This is a genomic window from Mucilaginibacter sp., from assembly GCF_028288185.1.
In the GTDB taxonomy this organism is placed as follows: domain Bacteria; phylum Bacteroidota; class Bacteroidia; order Sphingobacteriales; family Sphingobacteriaceae; genus Mucilaginibacter.
On sequence record NZ_JAQBOF010000025.1, the window covers coordinates 64,150 to 80,131 of the forward strand.

Below are 15,982 nucleotides of genomic sequence, written 5' to 3' on the forward strand. Positions count from 1 at the left end.
CTGATGAGATAAATTTTCGCCATATTTAGGCTTCAAACGCTAATAATGAAAAAAATACTGATCTCCGCTATTGTTCTCTTTGCTGTTGTAACCGCATCGGCACAAAAAATCAATAAAAAACCGTTAGACCATTCGGTTTACGATGGCTGGCAAAGCATAGCCGGCGAACGCATCAGCAACGATGGTAAATGGGTACTCTATACCATAAAACCACAAGCTGCCGATGCCGAACTGGTAATAACCGATGCAGCGCTGACTACCAAAACCAGCATCGCCCGTGCAGATACGGCCAGGTTCACATCCGACTCGAAATATGCCGTATTAATGATCAAACCTTTTTATCACGAGGTACGCCAGCTAAAGATCAAAAAGAAAAAACCTGCCGAATTCCCAAAAGATACTTTAGGCATAATAGCCCTTGGTAAAAACGGCATAGAAAAGATACCCGCGGTACGCACCTTTAAAATTGCCGAAGATGCCCCGGTGCTGGCCTATTTAATACCTGCGGATAGCAGCGCCGCTGTCACCAAAAAACCAGCTGATACGGCCAAGGCAACAGCCAGTCTGCCCGCATCCGAGCTTACCGTAAGGCAAATGGCAACAGGCAAAACCCGCACCTTTAAATATGTTAACGATTACCAGTTGAACAAGAACGGTACGTTACTGGCGTTCTCGGTTGTAGCCCCGCGTGGCGCTAAAAATGTAAAAGCAGGTGTGTTTATATATGATATTGAAAAGAACGAGATCAAACCAATAAGCACGGGCCGGGGCAACTACCGTAACCTGGTATTTGACGATGCAGGCAAACAACTAGCCTTTGCCGCCGAGAAAGCTCCGGAAAAAGTAAAAATCAAACCCTACAGCCTTTACTATTACAATACCAATGCAGATAGCGCTAAGATAGTGGCAGCGCCACAGTCGGCAGGGATGCCGGCTAAATGGGCGGTAGCAGAGAGCGGCCGAATCAACTTTAGTAAAGATGGTAACAGCTTATTCTTCGGCACCGCGCCAATACCTAAGCCTGTTGATACCACCATAGTTGATTTTGAAGTAGCCAAATTGGATATATGGAACTATAAGGAAGATTATTTACAGTCGCAGCAATTACATAACCTGCCGCGCGATCTGCGCCGCAATTACCTGGCAGTTGTGCATCCGGCTACGGATAATAAAATGATACAGTTGGGCGATGAGGCTATTCAGAATGTTAGTGTTCCCGAAAATAATAAAGGTATTTATGTGTTGGGCGTAACAGATACCGGCGCGCGTGTACAGTCGCAATGGGAAGGCGGGTCGCGTGAGCAAGCGTTTTTGATCAATACCCAAACAGGGGAGCGTAAGCTCATCAATCCGCGTTTAAAGGCCCGTTACAGCATTTCGCCAGATGGTGGTTACGTAGTGTGGTTTGATAGTAAAATGCAAAACTGGCAGAGCTATGCCATCGCCACCGGCAAAAAAACAAACCTTACCGCATTCATTAAAACCAAAATGGGCGAAGAGGATAATGATACGCCTGATGATCCCTCGCCATACGGCTTAGCAGGCTGGGAGCAGGGCGATAAAAGTGTATTGATTTATGATAGATATGATATCTGGAAGATAAACCCTGCAACAGGCGCGGCCACAAACTTGACCAACAACGTGGGCCGTACAAATAAATTGATCTTCCGCTATAAAATTGTCGACCCTGATGAGCGTGCCCTCGCACCAAACAAAATGCTTTGGCTAATCACTCAAAACGAAAAGAACAAACAATGGGGTTATTATAAAAAGACGCTAAACAGCACCGCTAATCCTGAGAAAGTGATTATGGCGCCTTATGCTTACAGTACCCTGCAAAAAGCAAAAAATGCTGATGAGTATATTTACACCAAGGGCAACTATGAACATTCGCCGGATTTGTATGTATCAACCGATCTAAAAAAAGAAACACGCCTTAGCGCCATCAATCCGCAGCAAGCCAATTACAACTGGGGTACCGCCGAACTGGTGCATTGGACAACACCACACGGCCACCCGGGTACCGGTATACTATTTAAGCCGGAGAATTTTGATCCGAAGAAAAAGTACCCTATGATATCTTATTTCTATGAAAAGGTATCAGAAACGCTATACAATTACCAGGCCCCGGCGCCTACACCATCAAGGCTACCTATCTCATTTTTTGTAAGTAATGGCTATTTGGTTTTTACGCCTGATATTAGTTATGAAAGCGGACATCCCGGCAAATCAGCAGTCGAGTATGTAAACTCGGGCGTTGAGGCATTAAAGAAAAACCCATGGGTTGATGGTAAGCACTTAGGCATACAAGGCCAAAGCTGGGGCGGTTACCAGGTGGCTTATTTAATTACCGCCACTAATATGTATGCGGCGGCCTGGGCCGGTGCGCCGGTTGTTAATATGACCTCGGCTTACGGCGGTATTCGTTGGGAGAGTGGTAATAACCGCCAGTCGCAATATGAGCATGGGCAAAGCCGTATAGGGGCCAGCCTTTGGACACATCCTGAACTGTATGTAGAGAACTCGCCGTTGTTCCATTTGCCAAACGTGCATACGCCGGTTGCTATAATGAGCAATGATGCCGATGGTGCTGTACCGTATTACCAGGGGATTGAAATGTTTACCGCCCTGCGCCGCCTTAACAAACCTGTTTGGCTGCTGATGTATAATGGCGAGGCCCATAACCTGGTGCAGCGCCAAAACCGTAAAGACATTTCTATACGCGAACAGCAGTTTTTTGACCACTTTTTAAAAGGGGCCCCAATGCCAGAATGGATGGCTAAAGGTGTCCCTGCAATAGACAAGGGTAAGGATTGGGGGTTTGAGTTGAGTAAGTAAGCGATAAAATAAAATAAATTTGCTACCTGACACGTTTCGCGTTACATTTGTTTAAATGATTGTAAACATACGTCATAAAGGCCTGCGGCTATACTTTGAAAAAGGTGATGCATCTAAATTGCAACCGCAGCATATAAGTAAAATTAGACTTATTTTAACACGTTTGCAGGCGGCCAAATCTATTGGTGATATGAATATACCCGGTTATGGTTTGCACCAATTAACAGGAGAGTTTAAAGGTTTTTGGGCTGTTAAAGTGGGCAAAAACTTCAGGATCATATTTCAATTTATTGCCGAAGATGCGCATGAGGTAGATTATTTAGATTATCATTAACAGGAGGATTAGAAATGTATATGTTTGACCCAGCCCACCCGGGCGAATTAATAAGAGAAACGCTAAGTGGCTTACAAGAAGAAACCGGCAAAAAACTAACTGTTGAACAGGTTGCTATTGGGTTAGGTACAACCAGGAAGACTTTGTCGGCAATTATTAACGGTAAACAAAGTATTAGTCCCGAAATGGCATTGCGATTAAGCCAGGGATTTAATACTACTCCCGAATTTTGGCTGCACGCCCAAGAAAACTATGATCTGGCTAAAGCGAGGAAAAATGTAGATGTTAAACAGGTTAAAGTATTTTGGCACCCGCAGGTTGCCTAGTTAACTTCTACTTCTGGAAGAAAATAAAAGCATACATAATATAATTTCCTGCTTATTGGTGACATAATTGTCAACCGCTAAAAATGCTCCTTCACTAAAACAGCCCCGCAAATGTTAGTAACTCCAAATTACTCACATATCCAACTAATTAACTAATCTCTAATTAACTAATCAACCAATCTTGTTAACTTAGCCGCGATTTTAAACATCACAATGAAAAGAGATAAACTAATATTTAAGCTGTTAGATGAAGAACAACAGCGCCAGGAAGAAGGATTAGAGCTTATAGCCTCAGAAAACTTTGTAAGCAAGCAAGTTATGGAAGCCGCAGGATCTGTTGCAACCAACAAATATGCCGAAGGCTTACCGGGCAAACGCTATTATGGCGGCTGCCAGATAGTTGATGAGATAGAAACCATAGCTATTGAACGTGCCAAGCAATTGTTTAATGCCGAGTGGGTTAACGTACAACCACACTCCGGGGCGCAGGCAAACGCGGCAGTTATGCTGGCCTGTTTACAACCCGGCGATAAAATATTGGGATTTGATCTGTCGCATGGCGGACATTTAACACATGGCTCGGCGGTGAATTTTTCTGGTAAATTGTATGAGCCGCATTTTTATGGGGTTAAAAAAGAAACAGGTTATGTTGATTATGAGCAGCTGGAGAAAGTAGCGCTAAAAGAAAAACCAAAGATGATCATCTGCGGCGCATCTGCTTACTCGCGCGATTGGGATTATGCTTTTATCCGTAAAGTGGCCGATAAAATTGGCGCTTTGGTATTGGCTGATATTTCGCACCCTGCCGGTTTAATAGCCCGAGGCTTGTTGACCGATCCGTTGCCGCATTGTCATATAGTTAGTACTACTACCCACAAAACTTTACGTGGCCCGCGTGGTGGTTTAATTATGATGGGTAAAGATTTTGAAAACCCATGGGGATTAAAAACCCCAAAAGGCGAAGTAAGAATGATGTCGAATTTGTTGGATATGGCCGTTTTCCCTGGTACACAAGGCGGCCCATTAGAGCATATTATTGCAGCTAAGGCAATTGCGTTTGGCGAAGCACTTTCTGACAGCTATATGAAGTATATCCTTCAAGTTAAGAAAAATGGCGCGGCAATTGCAAAAGCATTTACAGACAGAGGATATGAGATAGTATCAGGCGGTACAGATAACCATTTGGTATTGATAGATCTGAGAAATAAAAATGTAACAGGTAAGGCTGCCGAGAACGCTTTGGTAAAAGCAGACATAACTATTAATAAAAATATGGTACCTTACGATGATAAGTCGCCATTTATAACTTCAGGCATACGCATAGGTACAGCAGCTGTAACTACGAGGGGGATGAAAGAGAAACAAATGGAAGCTATTGTGGACCTGATAGATGAAGTAATAAAAGATCCGGAAAATGAACATTCTTTAGATAGGGTTCGTAAAAAGGTGCATAAGTTAACGGAGAAATTTCCGTTGTATAAAGAGTAGCAATAAAAGTAATAAATGATTCACGAGCAACCAGTCACTTCTGATACTGAAACTAAGCGCTTAAACGCGCTTAGTTCATATAATGTACTGGATACGTTGCCCGAGAAGGAGTATGACGCCATTACCCGCCTGGCCTCCTATATATGCCAGGTGCCCGTAGCCGTGATATCATTAATTGATACCGACAGACAATGGTTTAAATCAATAGTTGGTTTGGATACCACCCAAACATCGCGCGCTGACGCATTTTGCAATTACACTATCCTTAATGATGATATTTTAGAAGTTAATAACGCTGCAGAGGACGATCTTTTTAAAGATAACCCTTTTGTTACCGGCGATACGCAATTACGATTCTATGCCGGGGCGCCACTTATTGATCCCGATGGAAATCGTTTAGGATCGTTGTGTGTTATTGATACTGTACCACGTAAGCTTACTTTCGAGCAGCGTGATGCTTTGCGTACGCTTGCTGATGAGGTAATGTCACGCCTTTTATTACGGAAACAAAAAAGCGAACTCCAACAATCGCTCGAAGCTCATAAAGAGTTTTTTAACTTATTTGATACCTCGCCCGAAATACATTTTATTGCTGATAAAGATTCAAATATCGAGCTCATCAATAAATCAGTAAGGACCATTTTGGGTTATGATCCGCAGCAAGCTATTGGCAAATCATTATGGAGCTTTGTGGTCGGCAATACTCCTCGCGACCAATTTGTGCCATTAATTGAAAAAGCAATGACGACTGGCGAGTCGTTTACCCTTGAAACCCATACCATAAGCCTGGATGGTAAAGAAAAATGGATAGGTTGGTGCGGTATTTATAAAGGCGAAAAATGGTATGCCAGCGGGCGCGATATCACCTATCAAAAAAACCTGGTGGCAGAGTTGGAGCAATTATCGCTGGTGGCCAGTAAAATGATAAATGGCGTAGCGGTAAGTGATGCTAATGATCATGTAATCTGGACAAACGATGCGTTTGAAAAAATAACGGGATTTAATCACCAGGACGTAGCTGATAAGCGGCTTAGGGATGTACTTGTAGGCAAAACAGACCATTATAATCCTATTGAAGAATACAATGATTTTATAAAAACCAAGCAATCCTACTCGGTACACGTATACGCAACCCGTAAAGACGGGCAGGAGGTATGGTTATCATTGATAACCTCGGTTATTAAAAATGAAGAAGGAGAGGTAGAAAAATATATAAGGTTAATGTCTGATATAACTGCGCGTAAAGCAGCGCAAAAGGATCTTGAAATTCTATCATTCGCTGCCCGTAAATCGCCAAGCGGAATGTTGAGCCGTGATGCCGATGGTGTGGTGATTTGGATGAATGAGGCTATGGAAAGGATCACTGGCTATACCCTTACCGAAATGGAGGGTAAACGGTTTGGTACCATCCTAACCGGTAAAGATACCGATATGGAAGTGTTTCAAAACGCGGTTAAAGCTGTTGAAGAGAAAAAGCCATACGACGCTGAAATATTAATTTATAAAAAAGACAGAACGCCGGTATGGGTAGCCATGTCAAACAGCCCGTTATTTAATGATGCCGGCGAAGTTGAGCGCCAGGTAACAACCATGTTGGATGTTACCGAACGTAAAAAAGTGGAGGCCGAGCATAAGTTACTGTCATTAGTTGCAAGTAATACCACCAGTGGCGTGGTGATAAATAATAGCGCCGGAGAAATAGAGTGGGTAAATGAATCTTTCGAAAATATTACCGGTTTTAATTTTGCTGATGTTAAAGACAAGCACCTGGGCGATATATTACAAGGCGAACTTACGGATATAACTATTATTGAAAAAGGCAGAGAACTTAGTAAAAATAAAAAATCATTTGAGGTTGATCTGCTAGGCTACCGTAAAGACGGTACACCTATTTGGGTAACAGTAATTAATTCGGTTATTCTGAATAAAGAAGGCGAAGTCGATAAATACATCGAGGTTGTAATTGATATAAGCTCTAAAAAGAAGGTTGAACTGGAGCTTGTGCAGGCAAAAGAAGAGGCATTACAGTTGAGCCGGGCCAAAGATATGTTTATATCTATTATGAGCCATGAGATACGTACACCGTTAAACGCGGTAATTGGTATGTCGCATTTACTGCTCGAGGGTAATCCGTTAGAAACTCAAAGAGAGAATCTGAATGTGCTCAAATTTTCGGCAGATAATTTATTGATACTGATTAATGATGTGCTTGATTTTACTAAAATTGAGACAGGAAATATTGAGCTGGAAGAAGAGAAAGTAAATCTGCGCGAAACTGTGCAAAGCATAACCGGTTCGTTACAATATAAAACTAAAGAGAAAAATATATACCTTACTGCTCAAATTGATCCGGCCATGCCTGATATAATTATGGGAGATAGTATCAGGCTGGGGCAAATACTGCTTAACTTAGCCAATAACGCAGTTAAATTTACAGATAAGGGTGGTGTAAATATTGAACTTGAGGTAATTGATCAGACCCGAAAAAATGTAAGGGTGAGGTTTTCTGTAACAGATACAGGAATAGGTATAGCAAGTGATAAATTTAATACGATATTTGAATCGTTTAAACAGGCCGATACCAGTACCACCCGTAAATATGGCGGTACAGGATTAGGCTTGGCGATTAGTAAACGATTAATAGAGCTGCACGACTCGCGGATAAACGTTGATAGCGAACCGGGAAAAGGTTCGACATTTTGGTTTACGGTTACATTTAATAAGACAAACAATAAAAAAAGTAATAACGATAACGTGGAAACAGGATTAAACATACATGTACTTGTTGTAGATGATAATCAGATAAACAGATTATTGATTAACAAGATTTTAACCAAATGGGGCGCTACCATTGATTTTGCCGAAAACGGCATTCAGGCAGTGAACAAAGTTGAAACCAACAAGTACGATGTTGTATTAATGGATATCCACATGCCAGAAATGGGCGGCTTAGAAGCTACCCAGATCATCCGCAACAAACCCGAACCGTACTTTAAACAATTGCCTATTATAGCATTAACAGCATCTCTGTTAAACAGCCAGATGGGCGATATAGGCAATGCCGGCATGAATGATTATATACTAAAACCATTCGAACCGAAGATCTTGTACGATAAATTAAGCAGGTATCAGAAGCAATAGCTTTAAAAATTGGTTATTAAAGATTGGTTATTAAAGATTGAAGATTAGTCCTGTCAATTAAATATAAAAGCCCTCAAATTTTGTAAGGGCTTTTTCTTTGATAGGCGAACGATAGGCCCAATCTTTAATCTTCATTCTCTAATCTTTTTACTCCGCATACGCTATCGTAGCAATACTTAGTTTTAATCCCGGTATTTTTAGGAGAGGTATTGCGCAGGCTTCCAGCGTTGAGCCGGTGGTTACTATATCATCAACCAGTAACACATGTTTGTCTTGTAACTTTTCTGCATCTTTTACTACGAATACTTCCTGCATATTTTCAAACCTTGCAAAGCGCGATCGGTGTGTTTGTGTTTGGGTAGCACGGGTGCGTACCAGGTTGTTTTCTTCAACAACTGCGTTTAGCTTTTCTGCAAGGCCTTCGGCAAAACAAGCACTTTGGTTATAACCACGCTCTTTTAACCTGCTTTTATGTAAGGGGACAGGTATAATATAATCAACCCCAACAAATTTTTCGTTTTTATGGAGCTGGCTTCCGGCGATGTTTCCCAACAGGTTGCCTATTTGCGGCATACCTTTATATTTAAAATGATGCATCAGGTTTTGCACTTTGCCGCCTTTGGTAAAGTAGTATAAAGCATAAGCTCCTTCTAAATTTATCTTACCCCAAAATTGCTGCGCTACAATATTATCAGCCTGTAAATGGGAATTGGTTAATGGCAGGTTGTATAAGCAATCCATACAAATTATTTTTTCGTGAGCTACAAGGTCTGTACCACAGGCCGGGCAAAGCTGCGGGAAAAATAGTGATAAGAAATCGGCCAGGTAGCTGCTTTGCAGTTTCATGGCATTAAAGTAGCTGGTTTTCTTTTTAAAAAGAAATATTAAATGCTTTCAGATGACAAAAGGTGTTCGATATTATTTAATATCCTTTACTGGCCCTCTTTAATAGCCAATTGGCCACAAGCAGCATCAATATCTTTACCGCGGCTGCGGCGCAGGTGAGTGTTTACGCCATTTTTACGCAGGTAGTCGGCAAAGGCTTCTACTTTATCTTCGCCTGCGTTAATATAGGATGCGAACGATATGGGGTTATATTCGATAATATTTACTTTGCAGGGCAGGTGTTTGCAAAATTGGACCAGTTCGGCGGCATCTTCAATGTTATCATTAAAGCCGTCAAAAATAATGTATTCGTAAGTTACGGGGTTTTTGGTTTTGGCGTAATAGTATTTAAGGGCCTCGGCCAATGCTTTTAACGAGTTTTGCTCATTAATGGGCATAATGGTATTGCGCTTCTCATCATTAGCGGCGTGTAGCGATAAGGCTAAATTAAATTTTACACCATCATCGCCCAGCTTCTTTATCATTTTGGCTATGCCGGCTGTTGATACCGTGATGCGTTTGGCAGCCATGTTCAAGCCCTCTTCGGATGTTATTTTCTCTATTGAGTCCATAACATTCTTATAATTCAACAATGGCTCGCCCATACCCATATAAACAATGTTGCTTAATGGTATACCATAATTTTCGCGGGCCTGCTTATCAATAAGTACAACCTGGTCATAAATTTCATCAGGATTTAGGTTGCGTTTACGCTCCATATATCCGGTAGCGCAAAATTTACAGGTAAGACTGCAACCTACTTGCGATGATACACAAGCAGTCATCCTGCCCGGGGTTGGAATTAAAACACCTTCAATTAGATGCTTATCGTGCAAAATGAAAGAATTTTTTATAGTTTTATCAGCGCTAAACTGTGAGTTACTAATTTGTACATTATTAATAACGAAACTGTTATCCAGTTTGGTGCGAAGTTCTTTTGATATATTGCTCATCTCGTCGAACGAAAAGCAAGATTTTTTCCATAGCCATTCATAAACTTGTTTGGCCCTGAAGCTTTTTTCGTCCATTTGGATAAAATGCTTTTGCAGGCTTTCCAGGCTCAGGCTACGGATATCAATTTTCTCTTTTTCAGCAATCACGCTGCAAAAGTACGAAATTTAAAAATCTATCTTTTTAAATCAGGTAATTAAAAACAATAACTAAAAGTTAATTGTATTAATTTAACGGATTAAGGGGGAACGAGATGGCAACTTGCAAGTTATAACGAATGAAAATTTTTAGAGCCGATTACGTTTTCCCCATTAGTGCCGATCCAATTAAAGATGGTGTGATTGCTGTTGATGATCACGGTAAGATCATTTCTGTATCAGACCAATTACCTCCGGGTGCCTCCAATGCATCCGTTGAGCGTCTGCATGGTATAATTTGTCCGGGATTTATTAATACCCATTGCCATGTTGAGCTTTCGCATCTGCATGGTAAAATTCCCCGGAGCGGGGGTTTGGTGAATTTTATAAAGGATACACAACAACTACGAAATTCTGACCCTAAACAAATTGAAGCCGCAGCCATAAAGGCTGACAATGATATGTACGATAACGGTATTGTTGCCGTTGGCGATATTTCTAACACAAATGCAACCGTCGCCCTTAAAGCAAGCAGCAAATTATACTACCATACATTTGTTGAAACATTTGCTTTTACCCCGAACAAGGCCGAGGAAGTTTTTAATAACGCGCTGGCATTAATGGCCGAATTTAAACCTCAATCCTGCTCAGTAACACCGCATGCGCCATACTCGGTATCAAAAGAATTATTTAAACTGCTAAAAAAATATTGCGATAGTAATGTAAAAAACCTGATCAGTATACACAACCAGGAGTGCGAAGACGAGAATAAATTTTACCGTTATAAATTAGGAGCCTTTAATGACCTTTACGCACATTTTGGTATTGATATAAGCTATTTTAAACCCCAGGCGCGTAACTCGCTGCAATCGGTAATACCGTTGTTAACCAGCAAGCAGGATATTTTGATGGTGCATAATACCTGCACCAATTTAAAAGACATTTACTTCATTAAACGCTTTGACCGTAAAATACATTGGTGCTTTTGCCCCCATGCTAATTTATATATAGAGGGTGCGTTACCTAAGGTTGATCTGTTTTTAGATCAGGGCTTTAATATCACCCTGGGTACCGATAGCCTGGCATCAAACAATAAGCTTTGCATATTAAGCGAGATGCGCACACTGCAAGCAAATTTCCCGGCATTGAGTATGGATAGATTATTAAAATGGGCTACAATAAATGGCGCCACCTATTTGGGTATCGATAAATATAAAGGAAGTTTAGACGTTGGTAAAACACCGGGATTAAACCTGATAACCGGATTGGATGATTTGAAGATCACTGCTGATACTAAAGTTAAGCGGCTTATCTAATCATGCCTGTCATTTCTCACTATCGTTTGTGATAACTAGAAACTATAACCATCCCTTTTTTGACTTTTTAATTTTTAATTTTGCCTTAACATGAAGCATTTAGATATTACAGTTAAAGGCAAAGTACAGGGCGTATTGTACCGAGCATCGACCAAAGCCGTTGCCGACCAGTTGGGCGTACGCGGAACGATAAAGAATGAAGCCAATGGCGATGTTATTATCGAAGCCGAAGGCGAACCTACCATGCTTGAAATGTTTTTAGACTGGTGCCACGAAGGGCCCCAGGATGCCGAAGTAACTACTGTTGAAAGTAATGAGGGCGAATTAAAAAACTATCGTAATTTTGAAGTATTAAAAAGAGGTTTGTTTAAATAACCTGCATATAGCCCAATATAGCGATGGGTTTTAATCCATCGCTATATTGAGTTGGATATTATAATACGCTAACTATTGTCAACAGCTAAAAAATTTGCCGGGCAAACTGCCATATATGGGTTAAGCACCATTGTACAACGGTTATTAAGCTCATTACTTACTCCATTATATACTCACGTATATCTCCCTAAAGTTTATAGTATTTTTAGTACCATGTTTGCCTACGCCTCTATTTTCCAGGCATTTTTGGCTTTTGGTATGGAAACCACTTTTTTTAGGTATCTAAATAAGTTTGCCGATAAAAAGAAACAGGTTTATAACAACGGCTTTTGGGTAATATTTATAGTATCTATTGGTTTTTTATTACTTACTATTCCATTTACGCATACACTGGCCGGGCTAATAAAAATTGGAAAAGACATCCCACAAAATGAGTTCGAGCTATATATAAAATATTTTATAGCCATACTGGTGCTTGATGCCTGGTGTGTTATCCCTTTCGCAAAAATAAGGGCCGATGGCAGACCTGTTAAATACGGTGTTATCAAGGTCATTAACATTGTAGTAACCGTATTGCTAAACGTTGTTTTTATTATAGTAATACCTTACTGGTTAAAACACAATCTTTATGGTTGGGAGTGGATATCACACTGGTATATACATGGCTGGGTAGCTTACGCGTTTTTATCAAATTTGGTGGCCAGTGCTGTTACGTTGTTACTGTTGTTACCTGAATTATTTGAGCTTGAATTAAAGTTTGATAAGGTTATGTTTAGGCAGATGCTTATTTATAGCGGGCCAATATTAATAGCCAACTTATCATACCTGGTAAATGAAAATTTGGATAAAATATTACTCGGAAAATTATTGCCGGTAAATATAAGCGAGCATGAGGTTGGTGTTTATTCGGCGTGTGCCCGGTTATCTATATTCGCTAGTTTGTTCAATCAGGCGTTCCGCATGGGGGCCGAGCCTTTCTTTTTTAGCCATGCCAAAAATAAAAACGCGGGCTATACCTATTCACGCATTATGGATTATTTTGTGATCACCATGTGTGTTATGTTTTTAGGCGTGGTGGCTAATATTGAAATATTAAAGTATTATGTAAATAACAGGGCCTTTTGGGTAGGGCTTGATGTTGTGCCACCTTTGTTATTTGGCTATGTAGCACTGGGGGTTTATATGAATTTATCGGTATGGTATAAACTATCAGACCAAACCCGCTATGGGTTATATATTTCCTGTATAGGCGCCATTGCCACTATTATATTAAATGTAATATTTATACCAAAATACAGTTACATGGCTTCGGCGTGGACATCGCTTATAGCTTATACTATCATGATGGTTCTATCCTACATTTGGGGGCAAAAAAATTATCCTATTCCATACAACCTAAAAAAGAACCTTGCTTATATCATTTCATCGGTTATACTCGTTTATTTATCATTCTATGTGTTTAATCGTAATATATTTATAGGCAATGCGTTGTTATTACTTTTTGGAACAGCGGCTTTATTTTTTGAGTGGAAAAATTTAAAAGCTATATTTAACAGATAGAGTTAAGAGCCAAGAATCAAGATTATAATGAATATAATATCTGCAAATAATAAGGGAGCTAAAGGGAGCAATTGGGAGGCAAAATGCTTCTTGATTCTTGCATCTTGTTTCTTGATTCTGCCTACTTATGCCCAAAGCCAAAAACCAGCCAAAACCGGGGTTGACAGCGATGCGGTTGCGACCCTTTTCTATTCGGCCTTGCGCGAAAAAACGATTGAAAACAATACCCAGGCTGCCGATCTGTTTGGCAAGATATTAACTATCGATCCAACAAACGATGCATCGCTCTATGAATTGGCCAATATTAAAAAACGCGAAAATAAATATGGAGAGGCACAGCCACTGCTTGAAAAAGCGGTAACTATTAAACCTGATAACCAGTGGTATTGGTCGGCACTTGCTGATGTTTATGAGAAAAGCAATGATGTAAATAATCTGGCTAAGCTTGAAAATGTATTTACCCAATTAATAAGGATCAACCCCGAGCGTGTTGATTATTATTATGATAAAGCCAACGCTTATTTTTTGCAGAATAAATTTGATGAGGCGTTAAAGGTATATGATCAAATAGAGCAGATAAGTGGATCTACAGACGATCTGATCATCAATCGCCAAAAAATTTATTTAAAACAGGGTAAGGTAGATAAGGCTGCCTCGGGCTTGGAGCAAATGATAGCAAAGAACCCAAACGAAGTAAGATATTACATTTTATTGGCCGAAATTTATACGGCAAATAAAGATGCCGATAAAGCTTTTAAAACATTAGAAAAAGCAAAAGCAGTAGACCCAAACAATGCGCTGGTACATTTAGGCCTGGCTGATATTTATCGTGACCGGAAAAATATTGATGCAAGTTTTAAAGAGCTACAGGCAGCGTTTGCTAATCCTGATTTAAATATTGATCAGAAAATTAGAATAGTAATGGGGTATTTCCCTAAGTTTTCTGAAGCTGGTGTTCGCACCGCGGCATTATTTAGCGCACTAGAGTTAAGTAAGATAATAGTTGAAAAACACCCTAACGAAGCTAAAGCCTATGCGCTATATGGCGATGTGCTGGTGCAAAACGAAAAAAATAACGAAGCAAAAGCAAGCTACCAACGCTCAATCGAGTTAAACGGCCAGATATACCAAACGCGCGAGGCTTTGGTGCGTATTGAGCTAAATAATAATGATATGGACGGCGTGATCCGTGATGGTGAAAGTGCGTTGTCATTCTTCCCTAACCAGGGATGGATGAATTACTTTGTAGGCATTGCCTGGGCACAGAAAAAAGATTATAAAAAAGCGGTAAGCTATTTAAAAAATACCACCTCACTGGAGTTTCAGGATAAAGAATTGTTATCATTAAGCTATTCGCAAATAGGCGATTGCTACCATGCGATGCAGGACAATAAAAGCTCTGACGATTCGTACGATAAATCATTAAGTTATAATGCCGACAACAAATACACGTTAAATAATTACGCGTATTATTTATCAGTAAGGGGCGAGCAGTTAGATAAAGCAGCGCAAATGGCTAAACACGCTAATGAGCTGGACGCAAACAATGCATCGTTTGAGGATACCTACGCCTGGATATTGTTTAAACAAAAAAATTATAAAGAGGCAAAAGCGTGGATGGAAAAGGCGTTAACTGATGGTAAAAATAAAAGCGCCGTGCAAACAGAACATTATGGCGACATATTGTTTTATTTAGGCGATGCCGATGCAGCCGTACAAAACTGGAAAAAGGCCAAAGAGTACGGTGCTACTTCGCCGGTTTTAGATCGTAAAATAAATGAAAAGAAATATATTGAATAGGTTATTAATTATTTGCTGCCTGTTGGCGATGGTGAGTTGTAAGGCGCGAAAGAAAGTAATAACTAACGGCGCTGCTACAACTACTAATGCCACTATATCCAGCCCCCAGGTGGTAAACACGGTTAAAATAGCAACCACACCGCCCGATCTAACTTTAATAAAAAACCAATTGGCTGTAATAAAAAGTCACCAGGTAAACTTTGATACCTTCGCTGGCCGGGCAACTACTAAATTGGATATTGATGGCAACAGCAATGATGTTACTTTAAATATCCGCATAAGCCGTGATAAAAAGATATGGGTATCAATAACAGCCCTGTTGGGTATAGAAGTTGCAAGGGCGGTAATTACGCCCGACAGCATTAAAGTGATCAATAAATTACAGGGCCTTTACTTTAAAAAACCTTTCAGCTTTATATACCAATACGCCAGCAGGCAGGTTAATTATAAAACTATCGAGTGCTTATTGGTAGGTAACGCCATGCCCGAGTTGTTGACAGAAAACAGTAGCATAAAAAGCGATATGGGTAATGTTATTTTATCAGGCAACTTGCAAGAATTAATGTATAGCTTAATGTTGGGTACCAATATGCGGGTAACGCAGTTTAACCTATCTAATATAAATGAGGGGCAAGCGCTTTTGGTAAATAACAGTAATTTTATACAAGCCACTAATAGATTGATACCTTCGCAAATAGATATTCTATCTACTATAAAAGAAAAAAAAATACAGGCTAATTTGCGTTATACCAAGGTGGATTTTGATCAGCAGTTAGATTTTCCTTTCAATATTCCGGAAAGATACACTCCGGCCAATTAAAAATTAATATT

Annotated in this window: 12 protein-coding genes; 10 read left to right on the forward strand and 2 right to left on the reverse strand. The window is 40.2% G+C overall.

Annotated features, from left to right (window positions below):
• The first annotated feature begins 45 nt into the window (after positions 1-45).
• From JWQ34_RS09885 to JWQ34_RS09905, 5 genes are all read left to right on the forward strand, one after another.
• The gene (locus JWQ34_RS09885; protein WP_299357022.1) at positions 46-2,838 is read left to right on the forward strand and encodes a prolyl oligopeptidase family serine peptidase; all 2,793 of its coding nucleotides are present in this window, start codon (positions 46-48) and stop codon (positions 2,836-2,838) included.
• 55 nt (positions 2,839-2,893) lie between these two features.
• Positions 2,894-3,172: a type II toxin-antitoxin system RelE/ParE family toxin gene (locus JWQ34_RS09890; protein ID WP_299357024.1), complete on the forward strand. Its 279-nt coding sequence runs from the start codon at positions 2,894-2,896 to the stop codon at positions 3,170-3,172.
• A 14-nt stretch (positions 3,173-3,186) separates the two neighbouring features.
• On the forward strand, positions 3,187-3,498 hold the full coding sequence (locus tag JWQ34_RS09895) for a HigA family addiction module antitoxin (protein ID WP_299357026.1): 312 nt from the start codon (positions 3,187-3,189) through the stop codon (positions 3,496-3,498).
• 213 nt (positions 3,499-3,711) lie between these two features.
• Positions 3,712-4,986 (forward strand): serine hydroxymethyltransferase, encoded by a 1,275-nt coding sequence (gene glyA, locus JWQ34_RS09900; RefSeq protein ID WP_299357028.1) that lies wholly within the window; start codon positions 3,712-3,714, stop codon positions 4,984-4,986.
• A 15-nt stretch (positions 4,987-5,001) separates the two neighbouring features.
• Positions 5,002-8,127: a PAS domain-containing protein gene (locus JWQ34_RS09905; RefSeq protein ID WP_299357031.1), complete on the forward strand. Its 3,126-nt coding sequence runs from the start codon at positions 5,002-5,004 to the stop codon at positions 8,125-8,127.
• 147 nt (positions 8,128-8,274) lie between these two features.
• Here JWQ34_RS09905 and JWQ34_RS09910 read toward each other — a convergent pair whose 3' ends face one another.
• Together JWQ34_RS09910 and rlmN are read right to left on the reverse strand one after the other, a co-directional pair.
• Positions 8,275-8,973, reverse strand: coding sequence for a ComF family protein (locus JWQ34_RS09910; RefSeq protein WP_299357033.1), 699 nt, complete (start codon positions 8,971-8,973; stop codon positions 8,275-8,277).
• Positions 8,974-9,059: 86 nt separating this feature from the next.
• Entirely contained in the window at positions 9,060-10,109 is a 1,050-nt protein-coding gene (gene rlmN, locus JWQ34_RS09915) for a 23S rRNA (adenine(2503)-C(2))-methyltransferase RlmN (RefSeq protein WP_299357140.1), read from the reverse strand.
• Between the two features lie 131 nt (positions 10,110-10,240).
• On the opposite strand from rlmN, the gene JWQ34_RS09920 reads away from it, so the two are divergent.
• The 5 genes from JWQ34_RS09920 (at position 10,241) to JWQ34_RS09940 (ending at position 15,971) form a co-directional block, all read left to right on the forward strand.
• Entirely contained in the window at positions 10,241-11,416 is a 1,176-nt protein-coding gene (locus JWQ34_RS09920; RefSeq protein WP_299357035.1) for an amidohydrolase family protein, read from the forward strand.
• A gap of 90 nt (positions 11,417-11,506) precedes the next feature.
• Positions 11,507-11,791, forward strand: a complete 285-nt coding sequence (locus JWQ34_RS09925; protein WP_299357037.1) for an acylphosphatase — start codon at positions 11,507-11,509, stop codon at positions 11,789-11,791.
• Between the two features lie 75 nt (positions 11,792-11,866).
• The gene (locus JWQ34_RS09930; RefSeq protein WP_299357039.1) at positions 11,867-13,351 is read left to right on the forward strand and encodes an oligosaccharide flippase family protein; all 1,485 of its coding nucleotides are present in this window, start codon (positions 11,867-11,869) and stop codon (positions 13,349-13,351) included.
• A gap of 27 nt (positions 13,352-13,378) precedes the next feature.
• A complete protein-coding gene (locus JWQ34_RS09935; RefSeq protein ID WP_299357041.1) occupies positions 13,379-15,151 on the forward strand; it encodes a tetratricopeptide repeat protein in 1,773 nt (590 codons plus the stop codon).
• Positions 15,129-15,971, forward strand: a complete 843-nt coding sequence (locus JWQ34_RS09940; protein WP_299357043.1) for a DUF4292 domain-containing protein — start codon at positions 15,129-15,131, stop codon at positions 15,969-15,971. Before JWQ34_RS09935 ends, JWQ34_RS09940 begins: the two co-directional genes overlap by 23 nt.
• Positions 15,972-15,982: the final 11 nt, after the last annotated feature.